Source organism: Pseudomonas sp. NPDC087029 (genome assembly GCF_044745345.1).
In the GTDB taxonomy this organism is placed as follows: Bacteria; Pseudomonadota; Gammaproteobacteria; order Pseudomonadales; family Pseudomonadaceae; genus Aquipseudomonas; species Aquipseudomonas faucium.
This window is the reverse complement of sequence record NZ_JBIVAB010000001.1, coordinates 356,563-372,583: the sequence shown is the minus strand read 5'-3', so window position 1 is coordinate 372,583 and position 16,021 is coordinate 356,563. Positions and strand designations below refer to the sequence as shown.

The following is a 16,021-nucleotide window of genomic DNA, read 5'->3' as shown; positions in this document are numbered from 1 at the left end:
GCCCCACAACGGTGCAAAGGCTCTAGAATAGGCAACCTTCTTTTTCACCGAGCACAGCATGGACATCGATCAGGCCCGTACCTTTCTGGAAGTCGTGCGCTGCGGCAGCCTGGTCGCCGCCGCCGAACGCCTGTTCGTGTCGCAGACCGCCATCACCGCCCGGGTGCAGCGCCTGGAGCAGCAGCTGGGTTGCCAGCTGTTCGTGCGCAGCCGCAGTGGCGCCAGCTTGACCAGCGACGGCGAGGCCTTCGTCAGTTATGCCAACCAGCTGGTGCAGACCTGGGAAGCGGCCCGCCGCGACCTGCCCTTGCCCCAGGGCTGCCAGCAGCTGCTGCACGTGGGTGCCGAGGTGAGCCTGGGCAACCCGATGCTGCTGGACTGGGTCAGCGCCCTGCACCGCGAACTGCCCAGCCACGCCATCCGCAGCGAGGTGAGCGACGGCGAGTCGCTGCTGCGCAAGGTGGAGATGGGCCTGCTGGATGCCGCGCTGGTGTACCAGCCGACCTACGGACCGGGCCTGCAGGTGGAGCAACTGATGGAGGAGAAATTGATCCGCGTGCGCCGGGTCGATCGGCCCGAGCCGTACATCTACATCGACTGGGGCGAAGCCTTCCGCCGCCAGCACGACGCCGCCCTGCCCGACTGCGCCCGCCCGGCGCTGAGCTTCAACCTCGGGCCGCTGGCCCTGCAGTTCATTCTCGACCAGGGCGGCAGTGGCTATTTCCGTACCCGCGTGGTGCAGGCCTACCTGGATAACGGGGTGTTCGAGCGGGTACCGCAGGCGCCGGAATTCACTTACCCAACCTACCTGGTGTACCCGCGCGAGCGCGACAGCCAAGCCCTGCAGCAGGCCTTTGCCGTGCTGCGCCGGCTGGTGGAGGCCGGCGCCAGCGATTGGTCACAGCGCTGGGACCCGGTGATCTGAAACAGCGCCGCCAGCGCTGAGCAACTGGCGCTTGAGGCCGGCGATCAGGTCGGTCTGGGTAATCACCCCCACCAGCTTGTCGCCATCGAGCACCGGCAGGCAATGCAGGCCCTGCTCGCACAACAGCGGCAACAGGCGCTCCAGCGGATGCGCGCTGCCGACGCTGACCACCCGCCGGCTCATCACCTGCTCCATGCGCACCGCCTTGCGGCCGAACAGGCTGCGCCAGCTGAAGCGCCCCCGCTGCATGGCCGGGCCGACCAGGTCGCTGAGGCTGACGATGCCGACCAGCTTGCCCTGCTCAAGCACCGGCAAGGTCTTGAGGTGATGGCTGGCGAGCATGGCCCAGGCCTGCTCCAGGGTGGTGTCGGGGCTGGCGAACTGCACATCGCGCGACATCACCGAAGCGGCAGTGATGCCACCGAGGCTGCGCTGCAGGGCGTGCTGTTCGGTGGCCAGGATGATGCGCTCGAGTTCGTCGCGGGTGACGTCGACGAATTCGCCGAGCTCTTCAAGGGCCTGGTCCAGGTCCGCGCCACGGATGCCGACCCGCTCGCTGGGCAAGGGGTCGTGGGTGTGGTGCAGGTCTTTGCGCGGCGCCGCGCCCTTGGGGTAGCGCACGCCGGTCAGGCGGTTGTAGAGCACCGCCACCGCCACCAGGATCAGCGCATTGAGCATCACCGGTTCGAGCAGGTGGTCGCCCAGGGCCGTAAGCCCCGAGTCGGCCAGCACCGCACTCACCGCCACGCCGCCACCTGGCGGGTGCAGGCAGCGCAACAGGCACATCACCAGCAGCGAAAGGCCCAGGGCCGCGGCCGCCACCCACAGCTCGGCGCCGAAGGCCTCGCGCAGGGCCAGGCCCACCACGGCCGCCAGGGCGTAGCTGCCGAGCACCGGCCAGGGCTGGGCCAGCGGCCCGGAATGCACGGCGAACACCAGTACCGCCGAGGCGGCCAGCGGGCCGAGCAGGTGCAAGGCGATGCTCGGGCCGTAGGCAAGGCTGGTCAGCCAGCCGGCCAGGAACAGGCCGAGCAGTGCGCCGATCGCGGCACGCAGCCATTGTTTGGGGGGGATGTTGAGGGGCGCAGGCAACAGCCGCTGCAGACGACTTTCGGGACGCGAGGCAGGCATGTGGGTGATCGTGTCGGTTTTCTTTGATTAAAAAGAAAGCCCAGCCGGGGTGGCCTGGGCCCTAGGGGGCTCCGTCCGTGGAGAGATGGAAACCGCAGGGTTTCGTGGGGGGATTGTGCCGGGTGGCGGTGGGGTTGGGCCAATTCAAAAAAATGCGCCTGTACTGCAATTTTTTTGCAGTGCTGATATGGCCCTATCGCCGGCAAGCCGGCTCCCACAGGGTGAGTGCCGCATTCAAGACCTGCGATATTCCTGTGGGAGCCGGCTTGCCGGCGATAGGGCCAACACCAATCAACGCCCCTTGCGCGGCAATTCGATGCTCACCCGCAACCCGCCCAAAGGGCTCTCCAGCAAAGCCAGCGACCCACCCCAGGCATCGACGATATCGCGCACGATGCCTAACCCCAACCCATGCCCATCGACCTGCTCGTCCAGCCGCGACCCACGCTCCAACACCTGCAAGCGCTGGCCTTCAGGAATGCCCGGGCCATCGTCGTCGACCCACACCTGGTAACCGTTGCCAGCAGGCGCAATGCCCAGGCGCACCTCGCTGTCCGCCCACTTGCAGGCGTTGTCCAGCAAGTTGCCAAGCAGCTCCAGCACATCCTCGCGGTCCCACGGCAGCACCAGCCCCGGCGGCACATCCCGCTCCAGCAGCAGCCCTTCGCCATGGATCATGCCCAAGGTGGCGAGCAGCCCCGGCAGCTCGGCATCACAGTCGAACTGCGCCCCCGGCAAGGCATCGCCGGCCAGGCGCGCGCGGTTCAGCTCACGCGCCAGGCGCTGCTGGATCTGCTCGAGCTGCTCGCGCAATTGCGCGCGCACTTCGGGCAAGCCGTTCAGGCGCTCGCTGGAGGCCAGGCTCAACAGCACCGCCAGCGGCGTCTTCAGCGCATGGCCAAGGTTGCCCAGGGCATTGCGCGAGCGGCGCAGGCTGTCTTCGGTGTGGCTGAGTAGGTGGTTGATCTGCCCCACCAGCGGCGCCAGCTCGCTGGGCACCTCGGCATCGAGCTGCGAGCGCTGGCCCTGCTGCAACTGGGCGATCTGCTGGCGCGCGCGCTCCAGCGGGCGCAGCGAGCGGGTGACGGTGATGCGTTGCAGCACCAGCACCAGCAGCAGCGCCACCAGCCCCATGCCCAGGCCGATCTGCTGCAGGCGCCGGAAGCTTTCGCGCACCGGCGAGTAGTCTTGCGCCACGCTGATCGAGATGTTCTGCCCCAGACGCCGGTAATCGGCGCGCAAGGCCAGCAGTTGCTGGCCTTCCGGGCCCAGCTCGTGGCTGTCGGAAAGGCCCGGCGCAGCCGGCTTGGGCATGTCCAGGTCCCACAGCGAACGGGAGCGCCAGGTGCCCTGCTCGAAGTCGATGCGAAAGTAATAGCCCGAGAAGGGGCGCTGGTAGGCCGCGGAAATACGCCGCTCATCCAGCTGCAGCCCTGAAGGCCCGCGCACCAGGGCCACCAGCAGGTTCTCGCTTTCCTTGCGCAGGCCGTTTTCCAGGTAGCGCTGCAAGCCGGCCTCGAACAGCCACAGGGTGAGCTGCGCCAGCAACACCCCGACCACCACCAGCACGGCCACCAGGCCCAGGCTCAGGCGCGCCTGGATCGACTTCATGCGTTGTGCCCGGCGTACAGGTAGCCTTGCCCGCGGCGCGTCTCGATGACGCTGCGGCCCAGCTTGCGGCGCAGGTGGTTGACGTGCACTTCAAGCACGTTGGAATCGCGCTCGGTCTCGCCGTCGTAGAGGTGCTCGGCCAGGTGGCTCTTGGACAGGATCTGCTGCGGGTGCAGCATGAAGTAGCGCAGCAGGCGAAACTCGGCGGCGGTGAGCTGGATGTCGACTCCGTCGCGGCTCACGCACTGGCGGCTTTCATCCAGGTGCAGGCCGGCCGCTTCGAGCTTGGGCTGGTTGGCAAGGCCCCGGGCCCGGCGCAGCAAGGCCTGGATGCGCAGTTGCAGCTCTTCGGGGTGGAAGGGCTTGCTCAGGTAGTCGTCGGCCCCGGCCTTGAGCCCTTCGATGCGCTCGGCCCACGAGCCGCGCGCGGTGAGGATCAGCACCGGGGTGGCCAGGCCGCCGGCGCGCCACTGGGCCAGTACTTCAAGGCCCGGCAAGCCTGGCAGGCCGAGGTCGAGAATGATCAGGTCATAGGGCTCGCTCTGGCCCTGGTACACCGCATCGCGGCCATCGGCCAGCCAGTCCACGGCATAGCCCTGGCGCTGCAGGGCGGTGGTCAGTTCGTCGGCCAGGGGGACGTTGTCCTCTACAAGCAACAGGCGCATTCAGTCGTCTTCCTCGTCTTTGAGCAGGGCACCAGTGCTGGCGTCGAGCTTGATCTCGCGCACCACCCCTTGGGTGGTCAGCAGCTCGACCTCGTATTCGTAGCGGCCATCGTCTTCTTCCAGCTCGGCCTCCAGCAGACGCGCCCCGGGGTAACGCCCCAGGGCGGTCTCGAGCAGTTGTTCGAGCGGCAGGATGATGCCTTTCTGGCGTAGCTTGAGGGCTTCATCCTGGTCCAGGTCGCGGGCAACGGCCAGGGAGCAGACGGCCAGCAGCGAGAGCGCCAGGTAACGCGCCGGCCGGGGGATGTGGATCATCAGCTGTCTCGTGCGTCCTTGAGTACTTCGCCGGTCTTGGCGTCCAGGTCGACGTCCCATTCGACGTTCTGCTGGTCACGCAGCTCGACCTTGTAGATGTAGCGGCCGTATTCGTTTTCCAGCTCCGAATCCTTGACGGTGGCGCCTGGGTGCTTGGCCATGGCCGCCGCCTTGAGTTCATCCAGCGACTTGATGGTCTTGTCGTTGACCAGCTTGACCACTTCGTCAGGCTGAACGTCCTTGGCCAGGGCAACGTTGGCACCGAAGGCCAGTGCAGCGGCGGTGAACAGGGCAGTCAGAGTTTTCATGGGGTCTCTCCATCGAGGTGTGCAAATGTGTCTACGGGGTGCAGATTAACCACCGGTCCTTAACTCAACCTGAAAACAGCTGGCGACATGATAGCGCAGCTGGAGAGCGCGTCGCCTTGATCGCCGGCAAGCCGGCTCCCACGGGGCCCATGCCCTGCAGGGACGGTGTGGGAGCCGGCTTGCCGGCGATAAGGCCCTGAAAAACTCTATAATGACCGGCTTGTTGCCCGCGAGATCCGCCATGACCGCCATCCACATCAAATACCCCGCGCTGACCTTCAAGGCCGGCCGGCGCGCCCTGCGGCAAATCCGCGAACGCGGCCTGCAAGCGGCTGACGTCGGCGTGCTGCCTGGCGCGGCGGGCGGCCCCAAGCCGTTGGGCATCCAGGGGCTGGACCTGGCGCTGTTCGGTGAGTGGTTGCCGACGGCGCCGCGCCAGCGCGCCTTGATCGGCGCCTCGATCGGCTCCTGGCGCTTCGCCAGCGCCTGCCTCGACGACCCGGTCGAGGGCCTGCGGCGCCTGGGCGAGCTGTACACCGAGCAGGATTTCGCCAAGGGCGTCACGCCGAAGGAGATCAGCAGCAGTTGCCAGCGCATGCTCGACGACCTGCTGCAAGGCCGCGATGGGCAGATTCTCGCCAACCCGCACTACCGCCTGAACATCCTGGTGGTGAAAAGCCACGGCCAGCTCGCCCATGACCATCGCGGGCGCCTGGGCATGGGCCTGTCGTCGGTGATCGCCAGCAACCTGCTTGGCCGCGCGCGCCTGGCCCGGCATTTCGAGCGCATCATCCTGCACGACGAGCGCGCCGCGCCGCCGCTCGATGCCCTGACCGATTTCCCCTCGCGCTGCCTGCCGCTGGGCCTGGCCAACCTGCGCCACGCCCTGCTGGCCTCGGGCTCGATCCCGATGGTGATGGAAGGCGTGCGCGACATCCCCGGTGCCGGCGCCGGCACCTACCGAGATGGCGGCCTGCTCGACTACCACCTGGACCTGCCCTACCGCGGCGATGACCTGGTGCTGTACCCGCACTTCACCGACAAGGTGGTGCCCGGCTGGTTCGACAAGGCCCTGCCCTGGCGCAAGGGCGATGCCACGCGCCTGCAGAACGTGCTGCTGATGACTCCATCGGCTCAGTACCTGGCCGCCCTGCCCTTCGGCAAGCTGCCCGATCGCAACGACTTCAAGCGCTTCATGGGCGATGCCCCGAGCCGCAAGCGCTATTGGTACAAAGCCATTGCCGAAAGCCAGCGCCTGGGCGACGAACTGCTGGAGCTGATTGCCACCGGGCGGCTGCATGAACGCCTGCAAGCCTTGTAGCGGCCATGCTGGTAGACTGCGCGCATTATTGATTCACACAGAGTTATGACAGCGTGGAAATCTTCAAGGAATTTACGTTCGAATCGGCCCACCGCCTGCCCAACGTCCCTGCCGGGCACAAGTGCGGCCGCCTGCATGGCCACTCGTTCAAGGTGGCGCTGCACCTGACCGGGCAGCTCGACCCGCACACCGGCTGGATCCGCGATTTTTCCGAGATCAAGGCGGTGTTCAAGCCGATCTACGAGCAGCTCGACCACAACTACCTGAACGACATTCCTGGCCTGGAGAACCCGACCAGCGAAGTGATCGCCAAGTGGATCTGGGAGCAGGTCAAGCCATTGCTGCCTGAGCTGTCCAAGGTGCGAATTCACGAGACCTGCACCAGCGGGTGCGAATATACCGGCGACTGAGCCGGCATCTTCACTGGGCCTATCGCCGGCAAGCCGGCTCCCACAGGGATATCACTGCGCTTGAGGCCTGTGCTGTACCTGTGGGAGCCGGCTTGCCGGCGATAGGGCCAGCAGCCCCACTACAAGGGCCTCAGCCCTGCCCATCCCCCACCGCATCGCGCAAAAAGCTCGGCGCGATATAGCGCTGGTAATGCGCCTCGGAAAGCAGAAAGAACTCGCGGTCGATGGCATCGCGCAACTGCGGCAGTTCCCAGTCGCGAAACTCCGGCAGCAACGCCATGCCGTAAGCCTCCAGGTCACGAATCATCCGCGCCCCACGGGCAATCAGCTGATACGCCCAGCAGTATTCCGACTGCTGCTCGACAAAGCGGATCGAGCGCTGCTGCAACTGCTGGCGCAACAGGCTTTTGTCGAACACCTCGAGCTTGGCCATCATCACCTGCACCAGCAACTGCTCCAGGCGCCGCCACACGGCGCGCTTCTGCTCGTCGTCGTAACCATTCCAGTGGATCACTTCATGGTGGAAACGCTTGCAGCCACGGCACACCGTGTCTCCGTACACCGTCGAGCAAAGGCCGACGCAAGGGGTCTTGATGGACTGGTTGGACATGAAAAAACAACGGCTTGGCGGTGGAACACCGGCCCATGTTAGCCCTTTGTCTAACCAGGGTCACTCGTTAAAGTCGCCTGCACCGCCTTACCTTCCGGATTTTTTTGCCGTAGAATCATCCGGCCTTTTCAAAGGCAACAATGTCCGTTGGAAGCTGTTTTCAAAGCGTCACGAGCACAGTTAATCCGGTAGAACGGCGTTGGCCCGGCACATGCCCCCCGCATGTCCGTGCCAGCCCTCATCAGCTCCCCGTTCTGCAGGCGTAAAACTTTGAAAGCAGCTTCTGTAAGGATTCTCCGCGACCCTGGCTGGGCGGCCCACAAAGCCGTGATAGCGCATGGGTGTTGAGAATGCTGGATGAGCGTCCCGGACTCCCTTTAGGGACCACTGATGAGGGTAATAACTGTGCTTGAAGCCTACCGCAAACACATCGAAGAGCGTGCCGCCCTGGGTATCGTGCCCCAGCCGCTGAACGCCGAACAAACTGCAGGCCTGGTCGAGCTGCTGAAAAACCCGCCGGCCGGCGAAGAAGCCTTCCTCGTAGACCTGATCACCAACCGCGTTCCGCCAGGCGTGGACGAAGCTGCCTACGTCAAGGCCGCGTTCCTGTCCGCCGTCGCCAAGGGCGAAGCCAAGTCGCCTCTGATCGACCGCAAGCACGCCACCGAGCTGCTGGGCACCATGCAGGGCGGCTACAACATCGAGACGCTGGTCGCGCTGCTGGATGACGCCGAACTGGGCGCCGTCGCGGCCGAACAGCTCAAGCACACCCTGCTGATGTTCGATGCCTTCCACGACGTGGCCGAGAAAGCCAAGGCGGGCAACGCCCACGCCAAGGCCGTGCTGGATTCGTGGGCTGCCGGCGAGTGGTTCACCTCGCGCCCGGCGATCGCCGACAAGTACACCCTGACCGTGTTCAAGGTGCCTGGCGAAACCAACACCGACGACCTGTCCCCTGCCCCGGACGCCTGGTCGCGCCCTGACATCCCGCTGCACGCCCTGGCCATGCTGAAAATGGCCCGCGACGGCATCGAGCCGCAGCAGCCAGGTTCGGTCGGCCCGCTGGCCCAGATCGAAGCGGTCAAGGCCAAGGGCTTCCCGGTTGCCTACGTCGGCGACGTGGTCGGTACCGGTTCCTCGCGTAAATCCGCCACCAACTCGGTGCTGTGGTTCTTCGGCGACGACATCCCCTACGTGCCGAACAAGCGCGCCGGTGGCTTCTGCTTCGGCACCAAGATCGCCCCGATCTTCTACAACACCATGGAAGACGCCGGCGCCCTGCCGATCGAATTCGACTGCACCAACCTGGCCATGGGCGACGTCATCGACGTCTACCCGTTCAAAGGTGAAGTGCGCCGTCACGGCAGCGACGAGCTGGTCACCAGCTTCGCCCTGAAAACCGAAGTGCTGCTCGACGAAGTCCGCGCTGGCGGCCGTATCCCGCTGATCGTCGGCCGTGGCCTGACCGAAAAAGCCCGTGCCGAACTGGGCCTGGGTGCTTCGGACCTGTTCAAGAAGCCAGAGCAGCCTGCCGATTCCGGCAAGGGCTTCACCCTGGCGCAGAAGATGGTCGGCCGTGCCTGCGGCCTGCCAGAAGGCCAGGGCGTGCGCCCAGGTGCCTACTGCGAGCCGAAGATGACCACCGTCGGTTCCCAGGACACCACTGGCCCGATGACCCGCGACGAGCTCAAGGACCTGGCGTGCCTGGGCTTCTCCGCCGACCTGGTGATGCAGTCGTTCTGCCACACCGCGGCCTATCCGAAGCCGATCGACGTCAACACCCACCACACCCTGCCAGACTTCATCCGCACCCGTGGCGGCGTGTCGCTGCGCCCAGGCGACGGCATCATCCACAGCTGGCTGAACCGCATGCTGATGCCTGACACCGTGGGTACCGGTGGCGACTCGCACACCCGCTTCCCGATCGGCATCTCGTTCCCGGCCGGTTCCGGCCTGGTGGCCTTCGCCGCCGCCACCGGCGTCATGCCGCTGGACATGCCAGAATCGATCCTGGTGCGTTTCAAGGGCAAGCTGCAGCCTGGCATCACCCTGCGTGACCTGGTGCATGCCATCCCTTACTACGCCATCCAGAAGGGCTTGCTGACCGTCGAGAAGAAAGGCAAGAAGAACGCCTTCTCCGGCCGCATCCTGGAAATCGAAGGCCTGGACGAACTGACCGTCGAGCAGGCATTCGAGCTGTCCGACGCCTCGGCCGAGCGTTCCGCTGCCGGTTGCACCATCAAGTTGCCAGAGAAGGCCATCGCCGAGTACCTGACTTCCAACATCACCCTGCTGCGCTGGATGATCGGCGAAGGCTACGGCGATGCACGTACCCTGGAGCGTCGCGCCCAGGCCATGGAAGCCTGGCTGGCCAAGCCTGAGCTGCTGGCGGCCGACGCCGATGCCGAATACGCCGAAATCATCGAAATCGACCTGGCCGACGTCAAGGAGCCTGTGCTCTGCGCGCCGAACGACCCGGACGACGCCCGCCTGCTGTCCTCGGTTCAGGGCGAGAAGATCGACGAAGTGTTCATCGGTTCGTGCATGACCAACATCGGCCACTTCCGCGCCGCCGGCAAGCTGCTGGACAAGGTCAAGGGTGGCATTCCGACCCGTCTGTGGCTGGCTCCGCCAACCAAGATGGACGCTCACCAGCTGACCGAAGAAGGCTACTACGGCATCTACGGCAAGGCCGGTGCGCGCATGGAAATGCCAGGCTGCTCGCTGTGCATGGGTAACCAGGCACGTGTGCAGACCGGTTCCACCGTGGTCTCCACCTCGACCCGTAACTTCCCGAACCGCCTGGGCGACGCCACCAACGTGTACCTGGCATCGGCCGAACTGGCCGCTGTCGCTTCGATCATCGGCAAGCTGCCGACCGTCGAAGAGTACATGCAGTACGCCAAGGACATCGACAGCATGGCTGCCGACGTCTACCGCTACCTGAGCTTCGACCAGATCGCCGAGTTCCGCGAAGCGGCTGCCAACGCCAAGATCCCAGTGGTCCAGGCGTAAGCTGAGCTGTAAGGTGTAAAGAAAACCCCGGCAGAGATGCCGGGTTTTTTTTGTGTGCCTGTACTGGCCCTATCGCCGGCAAGCCGGCTCCCACAGGTTTCGTGAGCCAGTGCAGCAACTCAAAACACGAACAAGTCCACGAACCTGTGCACCGCCGTGCCCTCCAGCCGCTGCTGGTCCTTGCACAAGGCAAAAATCGCCTCGCAGCGCTGCCGGGCAAAACGTGTCGCCAAATTCTCGCGAAACTTCGCCTCCAACAGCGGTATGCCCTCATCGCGCCGGCGCCGGTGCCCGAGCGGGTACTCCACCACCACCTGCTCGCTGCTGCTGCCATCTTTGAAGAACACCTGCAGCGCATTGGCAATCGAACGTTTGCCCGGCTCCAGGTACTCGTGGCTGAAGCGCGGGTCTTCGACCACCTCCATTTTCTCGCGCAGCCGATCGATGCTCGGGTGCGCGGCATGGAACGCATCCTCGTAATGCTCGGCCTCCAGGTGCCCGAAAATCAGCGGTACGGCCACCATGTACTGCAGGCAGTGGTCGCGGTCGGCGGCGTTGGCCAGGGGGCCGACCTTGGAGATGATGCGAATCGCCGACTCCTGGGTGGTGATGACGATGCGATCGATTTCATGCAGCCGGTTGCGCACCTGCCGATGCAACAGCAGCGCGGCCTCGCAGGCGGTCTGGGCGTGAAACTCGGCGGGGAAGCTGATCTTGAACAGCACGTTCTCCATCACATAACTGCCCAGAGGCTGCGCCAACCGCAGCTCACGCTGATCGGCAGGCTTGAGCGAAAGGTCCTTGTTGGCATGGCTGAACGACACGTCGTAAAAGCCCCACTGCGGCGCGCTCAGCACCCCGGGCACGCCCATTTCGCCGCGCAGGGCGATATCCGCCAGGCGCACGCCGCGGCTCGAGGCATCGCCTGCGGCCCACGACTTGCGCGAACCGGCATTGGGCGCATGGCGATAGGTGCGCAGCGCCTGGCCGTCGACGAAGGCATGGGACAACGCCGACAGCAACTGCTCGCGGTTGGCCCCCATCAGCTTGGCGCACACGGCCGTGGACGCCACCTTGACCAGTACCACGTGGTCCAGGCCCACGCGGTTGAAGGCATTCTCCAGCGCCAGCACGCCCTGGATCTCGTGGGCCATGACCATGGCTTGGAGCACCTCGCGCATCATCAGCGGCGCCTCGCCGTTGGCCACGTGCTTTTGCGACAGGTGATCGGCCACTGCCAGGATGCCACCGAGGTTGTCCGAGGGGTGGCCCCACTCCGCCGCCAGCCAGGTGTCGTTGTAATCCAGCCAGCGCACGCTGCAGCCGATGTCCCAGGCGGCCTTGACCGGGTCCAGGCGATAGCCGGTGCCAGGCACCCGGGCGCCGTTGGGCACGACCGTGCCTTCGACCAGGGGGCCCAGGTGCTTGGTGCATTCGGGAAAGCGCAGGGCCAGCAGGCCGCAGCCGAGGGTGTCCATCAGGCAGTTGCGCGCGGTGTCCAGGGCCTCGGGTGATTCGACCCGGTAGCTGAGGACATAGTCGGCGAGGGTTTGCAGCACCCGGTCGTAGTCGGGGCGGTCGTTCAGGTCTACGTTGGCGCTCATCGTATGCTCCCTTTGCAAAAGCTGGGGCTGCTCTGCAGCCCTTTCGCGACACAAGGCCGCTCCTACAAGGGCGGCGCCGTTCCTGTAGGAGCGGCCTTGTGTCGCGAAAGGGCCGCAAGCGGCCCCAGTCAACGAGAGCCGAGCGTCATGGGTGCATCAGAAGCTATCGCCAGGCACCCTCACCCAGCCTTCCATCAGCACGCGCGCGCTGCGGCTCATGATTGCCTTGGTCACCGTCCACTCACCCTTCACCTGGCGCGCCTCGGCGCCCACCCGCAACGTGCCGGACGGGTGCCCGAAGCGCACCGCGCTGCGCTCGCCCCCGCCCGCGGCGAGGTTGACCAGCGTGCCGGGAATGGCCGCGGCGGTACCGATGGCCACTGCAGCAGTGCCCATCATTGCATGGTGCAGCTTGCCCATAGACAGCGCACGCACCAGCAGGTCGATGTCAGCGGCGGCAACGGCTTTGCCACTGGACGCAGTGTAGGTGCTTGGCGGCGCGACGAACGCCACCTTCGGCGTGTGCTGACGCCCGGCAGCCTGGTCGATGTGCTCGATCAGGCCCATGCGCACGGCGCCGTAGGCGCGGATGGTTTCGAAACGGTTCAGCGCCTGCGCGTCACCGTTGATCGCATCCTGAAGCTCGGTGCCGGTGTAGCCGATATCGGCGGCGTTGACGAAGATGGTCGGGATGCCGGCATTGATCAGCGTGGCCTTGAAGCAACCCACACCAGGCACTTCCAGGTCATCCACCAGGTTGCCGGTGGGGAACATGGCGCCGCCGCCACCGTCTTCGTCGGCGGCAGGGTCAAGGAATTCGAGTTGCACTTCGGCCGCCGGGAAGGTGACGCCGTCGAGTTCGAAATCGCCGGTTTCCTGCACCTGCCCTTCGGTGATCGGTACATGGGCGATGATGGTCTTGCCGATGTTGGCCTGCCAGATGCGCACGGTGGCCACGCCATTGCGCGGAACGCGCGCGGGGTCGACCAGGCCGCTGCTGATGGCGAACGAGCCGACGGCGGCGGAGAGGTTGCCGCAGTTGCCGCTCCAATCGACGAAGGCCTTGTCGATGGCGACCTGGCCGAACAGGTAGTCGACATCGTGTTCAGGCTTGATGCTTGGCGAGAGGATCACGGTCTTGCTGGTGCTGGAGGTCGCACCGCCCATGCCGTCGATCTGCTTGCCGTAGGGGTCGGGGCTGCCGATCACCCGCAGCAGCAGGGCATCGCGGGCGGGGCCAGGCACCTGGGCGGCTTCGGGCAGGTCTTGCAGGCGGAAGAACACGCCTTTGCTGGTGCCGCCACGGATGTAGGTGGCGGGGACTTTGATCTGCGGTACGTGTGGCATTGGTTTGCTGTCCTGGTGGTACGGCGAATAGCCTGGGGCTGCTTTGCAGCCCTTTCGCGACACAAGGCCGCTCCTACAGGGGAACGGCGCCGCCCTGTAGGAGCGGCCTTGTGTCGCGAAAGGGCCGCAAAGCGGCCCCCGTTTTCATCCTCAGGCACTAGCCTCAAGGAAGTCCTGGGCAAAGCGCTGCAGCACCCCGCCCGCCTCGTAGATCGACACTTCCTCGGCAGTATCCAGGCGGCAAGTCACCGGCACCTCGATGCGCTCACCATTGGCCCGGGTCACCACCAGGGTCAGGGTCGCACGCGGCTTGCGCTCACCCAGCACGTCATAGGTTTCGCTGCCCTCAAGGCCCAGGGTCTTGCGGTCGGTGCCCGGCTTGAACTCCAGCGGCAACACGCCCATGCCCACCAGGTTGGTGCGGTGAATGCGCTCGAAGCCTTCGGCGACGATCGCCTCGACACCCGCCAGGCGCACGCCCTTGGCCGCCCAGTCACGCGACGAGCCCTGGCCGTAGTCGGCACCGGCGACGATGATCAGCGGCTGCTTGCGCTGCATGTAGGTCTCGATGGCTTCCCACATGCGGGTCACCTTGCCTTCCGGCTCGATGCGCGCCAGCGAACCCTGCTTCACGCTGCCGTCTTCCTTGCGCACCATTTCGTTGAACAGCTTGGGGTTGGCGAAGGTGGCGCGCTGGGCGGTCAGGTGGTCGCCGCGGTGGGTCGCGTAGGAGTTGAAGTCCTCTTCCGGCAGGCCCATTTTCGCCAGGTATTCGCCCGCCGCGCTGTCCATCATGATGGCGTTGGACGGCGACAGGTGGTCGGTGGTGATGTTGTCCGGCAGCACCGCCAGCGGGCGCATGCCGCGCAGGCTGCGCTCGCCGGCCAGGGCACCTTCCCAGTACGGCGGGCGGCGGATGTAGGTGCTCATCGGGCGCCAGTCGTACAGCGGTGCCACTTTCGGCCCGCGGTCTTCCTCGATGGCGAACATCGGGATGTAGACCTTGCGGAACTGCTCGGGCTTGACCGCCGCACGCACCACTGCGTCGATTTCTTCGTCGCTCGGCCAGATGTCCTTGAGGCGGATTTCCTTGCCATCGACCACGCCCAGCACATCTTTCTCGATGTCGAAGCGGATGGTGCCGGCGATGGCATAGGCCACCACCAGCGGTGGCGAGGCGAGGAACGCCTGCTTGGCATAAGGGTGGATACGCCCGTCGAAGTTGCGGTTGCCCGACAGCACGGCGGTGGCGTACAGGTCGCGGTCGATGATTTCCTGCTGGATCACCGGGTCCAGCGCGCCTGACATGCCGTTGCAGGTGGTGCAGGCGAAGGCGACGATGCCAAAGCCCAGTTGCTCCAGCTCCTTCTCCAGGCCCGCCTCTTCCAGGTACAGCTGCACGGCCTTGGAGCCTGGCGCCAGCGACGACTTGACCCACGGCTTGCGGCCCAGGCCGAGCTTGTTGGCGTTGCGCGCCAGCAGGCCTGCGGCAATCACGTTGCGCGGGTTGCTGGTGTTGGTGCAGCTGGTGATGGCGGCGATGATCACCGCGCCGTCAGGCATCTGCCCTGGCACGTCTTCCCAGGCGCCGGCAATGCCCTTGGCCGCCAGGTCACTGGTGGCGACGCGGGCGTGCGGGTTGGACGGGCCGGCCATGTTGCGCACCACGCTCGACAGGTCGAAGCGCAGCACGCGCTCGTACTCGGCCTGGGCCAGGCTGTCGGCCCACAGGCCGGTGGCCTTGGCGTAGGTCTCCACCAGCTTGACCTGCTGCTCTTCGCGGCCGGTCAGCTTGAGGTAGTCGATGGTTTGCTGGTCGATGGCGAACATCGCGGCGGTGGCGCCGTATTCCGGGGCCATATTGGAGATGGTCGCGCGGTCGCCCAGGGTCAGGGCACGCGCGCCCTCGCCGTAGAATTCGAGGTAGGCGCCGACCACTTTCTGCTTGCGCAGGAATTCGGTCAGGGCCAGCACCAGGTCGGTGGCGGTGATGTTCGGCGCAAGCTTGCCGCTCAGTTCGACGCCGACGATTTCCGGCAGGCGCATCCACGAGGCGCGGCCGAGCATGACGTTCTCGGCTTCCAGGCCGCCAACACCGATGGCGATCACGCCCAGGGCATCGACATGCGGGGTGTGGCTGTCGGTGCCGACGCAGGTGTCCGGGTAGGCCAGACCGCGGTCGTTGTGGATCACCGGCGACATCTTCTCCAGGTTGATCTGGTGCATGATGCCGTTGCCGGGCTGGATCACGTCGACGTTCTTGAACGCCTTCTTGGTCCAGTTGATGAAGTGGAAGCGGTCTTCGTTGCGACGGTCTTCGATGGCGCGGTTCTTCTCGAACGCTTGTGGGTCGAAGCCCCCGCATTCGACGGCCAGCGAGTGGTCGACGATCAGCTGCACCGGTACCACCGGGTTGACCTGGGCCGGGTCGCCGCCTTTGTCGGCAATCGCGTCACGCAGGCCGGCAAGGTCGACCAGCGCGGTCTGGCCGAGGATGTCATGGCACACCACGCGGGCCGGGAACCAGGGGAAGTCGAGGTCGCGCTTGCGCTCGATCAGCTGGCTGAGCGAGGCGTCGAGGGTGGCCGGGTCACAGCGGCGCACCAGGTTCTCGGCGAGCACGCGGGAGGTGTAGGGCAGGCCGTCGTAGGCGCCGGGCTTGATCGCCTCGACCGCGGCGCGGGCGTCGAAATAGTCCAGGTCGGTGCCTGGCAGGTTCTTGCGGTATGTGGTGTTCATATCGTTATCAGGCTCGGTCA

At 65.7% G+C, this 16,021-nt stretch carries 13 protein-coding genes; 4 read left to right on the top strand and 9 right to left on the bottom strand.

Annotated features, from left to right (window positions below; translation table 11 throughout):
* The first annotated feature begins 58 nt into the window (after positions 1-58).
* Positions 59-925: a LysR family transcriptional regulator gene (locus ACIPG5_RS01700; RefSeq protein WP_236237724.1), complete on the top strand. Its 867-nt coding sequence runs from the start codon at positions 59-61 to the stop codon at positions 923-925.
* On the opposite strand, the gene ACIPG5_RS01695 is transcribed toward ACIPG5_RS01700, so the two are convergent.
* The 5 genes from ACIPG5_RS01695 to ACIPG5_RS01675 all read right to left on the bottom strand — a co-directional run bounded on the left by ACIPG5_RS01695 (position 899) and on the right by ACIPG5_RS01675 (position 4,955).
* A complete protein-coding gene (locus ACIPG5_RS01695; RefSeq protein WP_401373008.1) occupies positions 899-2,056 on the bottom strand; it encodes an HPP family protein in 1,158 nt (385 codons plus the stop codon). The two genes, ACIPG5_RS01700 and ACIPG5_RS01695, sit on opposite strands and share 27 nt — an antisense overlap.
* A 291-nt stretch (positions 2,057-2,347) precedes the next feature.
* Positions 2,348-3,667: a sensor histidine kinase gene (locus tag ACIPG5_RS01690; RefSeq protein WP_176515610.1), complete on the bottom strand. Its 1,320-nt coding sequence runs from the start codon at positions 3,665-3,667 to the stop codon at positions 2,348-2,350.
* Positions 3,664-4,332: a response regulator transcription factor gene (locus ACIPG5_RS01685; protein ID WP_176515609.1), complete on the bottom strand. Its 669-nt coding sequence runs from the start codon at positions 4,330-4,332 to the stop codon at positions 3,664-3,666. The genes ACIPG5_RS01690 and ACIPG5_RS01685 overlap by 4 nt, the downstream gene beginning before the upstream one ends.
* The gene (locus tag ACIPG5_RS01680) at positions 4,333-4,647 is read right to left on the bottom strand and encodes a PepSY domain-containing protein (protein ID WP_236237721.1); all 315 of its coding nucleotides are present in this window, start codon (positions 4,645-4,647) and stop codon (positions 4,333-4,335) included.
* Positions 4,647-4,955 (bottom strand): PepSY domain-containing protein, encoded by a 309-nt coding sequence (locus ACIPG5_RS01675; protein WP_176515607.1) that lies wholly within the window; start codon positions 4,953-4,955, stop codon positions 4,647-4,649. The genes ACIPG5_RS01680 and ACIPG5_RS01675 overlap by 1 nt, the downstream gene beginning before the upstream one ends.
* A gap of 241 nt (positions 4,956-5,196) precedes the next feature.
* Between ACIPG5_RS01675 and ACIPG5_RS01670 the strand changes: the two genes are divergently transcribed.
* A complete protein-coding gene (locus tag ACIPG5_RS01670) occupies positions 5,197-6,276 on the top strand; it encodes a patatin-like phospholipase family protein (protein WP_401373004.1) in 1,080 nt (359 codons plus the stop codon).
* Between the two features lie 53 nt (positions 6,277-6,329).
* Positions 6,330-6,686 (top strand): 6-carboxytetrahydropterin synthase QueD, encoded by a 357-nt coding sequence (queD, locus tag ACIPG5_RS01665; RefSeq protein WP_176517659.1) that lies wholly within the window; start codon positions 6,330-6,332, stop codon positions 6,684-6,686.
* 130 nt (positions 6,687-6,816) lie between these two features.
* Here queD and ACIPG5_RS01660 read toward each other — a convergent pair whose 3' ends face one another.
* Positions 6,817-7,296 carry a DUF1289 domain-containing protein gene (locus tag ACIPG5_RS01660; protein WP_236237267.1) on the bottom strand — a complete coding sequence of 160 codons (480 nt, stop codon included), beginning with the start codon at positions 7,294-7,296 and terminating at the stop codon, positions 6,817-6,819.
* 405 nt (positions 7,297-7,701) lie between these two features.
* On the opposite strand from ACIPG5_RS01660, the gene acnB reads away from it, so the two are divergent.
* Positions 7,702-10,311, top strand: a complete 2,610-nt coding sequence (gene acnB / locus ACIPG5_RS01655; protein ID WP_176517681.1) for a bifunctional aconitate hydratase 2/2-methylisocitrate dehydratase — start codon at positions 7,702-7,704, stop codon at positions 10,309-10,311.
* A gap of 119 nt (positions 10,312-10,430) precedes the next feature.
* Here acnB and prpD read toward each other — a convergent pair whose 3' ends face one another.
* The 3 genes from prpD to acnD all read right to left on the bottom strand — a co-directional run bounded on the left by prpD (position 10,431) and on the right by acnD (position 16,001).
* Positions 10,431-11,915, bottom strand: coding sequence for a 2-methylcitrate dehydratase (gene prpD, locus ACIPG5_RS01650; RefSeq protein WP_401373001.1), 1,485 nt, complete (start codon positions 11,913-11,915; stop codon positions 10,431-10,433).
* A 156-nt stretch (positions 11,916-12,071) separates the two neighbouring features.
* Entirely contained in the window at positions 12,072-13,262 is a 1,191-nt protein-coding gene (prpF, locus tag ACIPG5_RS01645) for a 2-methylaconitate cis-trans isomerase PrpF (RefSeq protein ID WP_401372999.1), read from the bottom strand.
* 150 nt (positions 13,263-13,412) lie between these two features.
* Positions 13,413-16,001, bottom strand: a complete 2,589-nt coding sequence (acnD, locus tag ACIPG5_RS01640) for a Fe/S-dependent 2-methylisocitrate dehydratase AcnD (RefSeq protein WP_236237264.1) — start codon at positions 15,999-16,001, stop codon at positions 13,413-13,415.
* Positions 16,002-16,021: the final 20 nt, after the last annotated feature.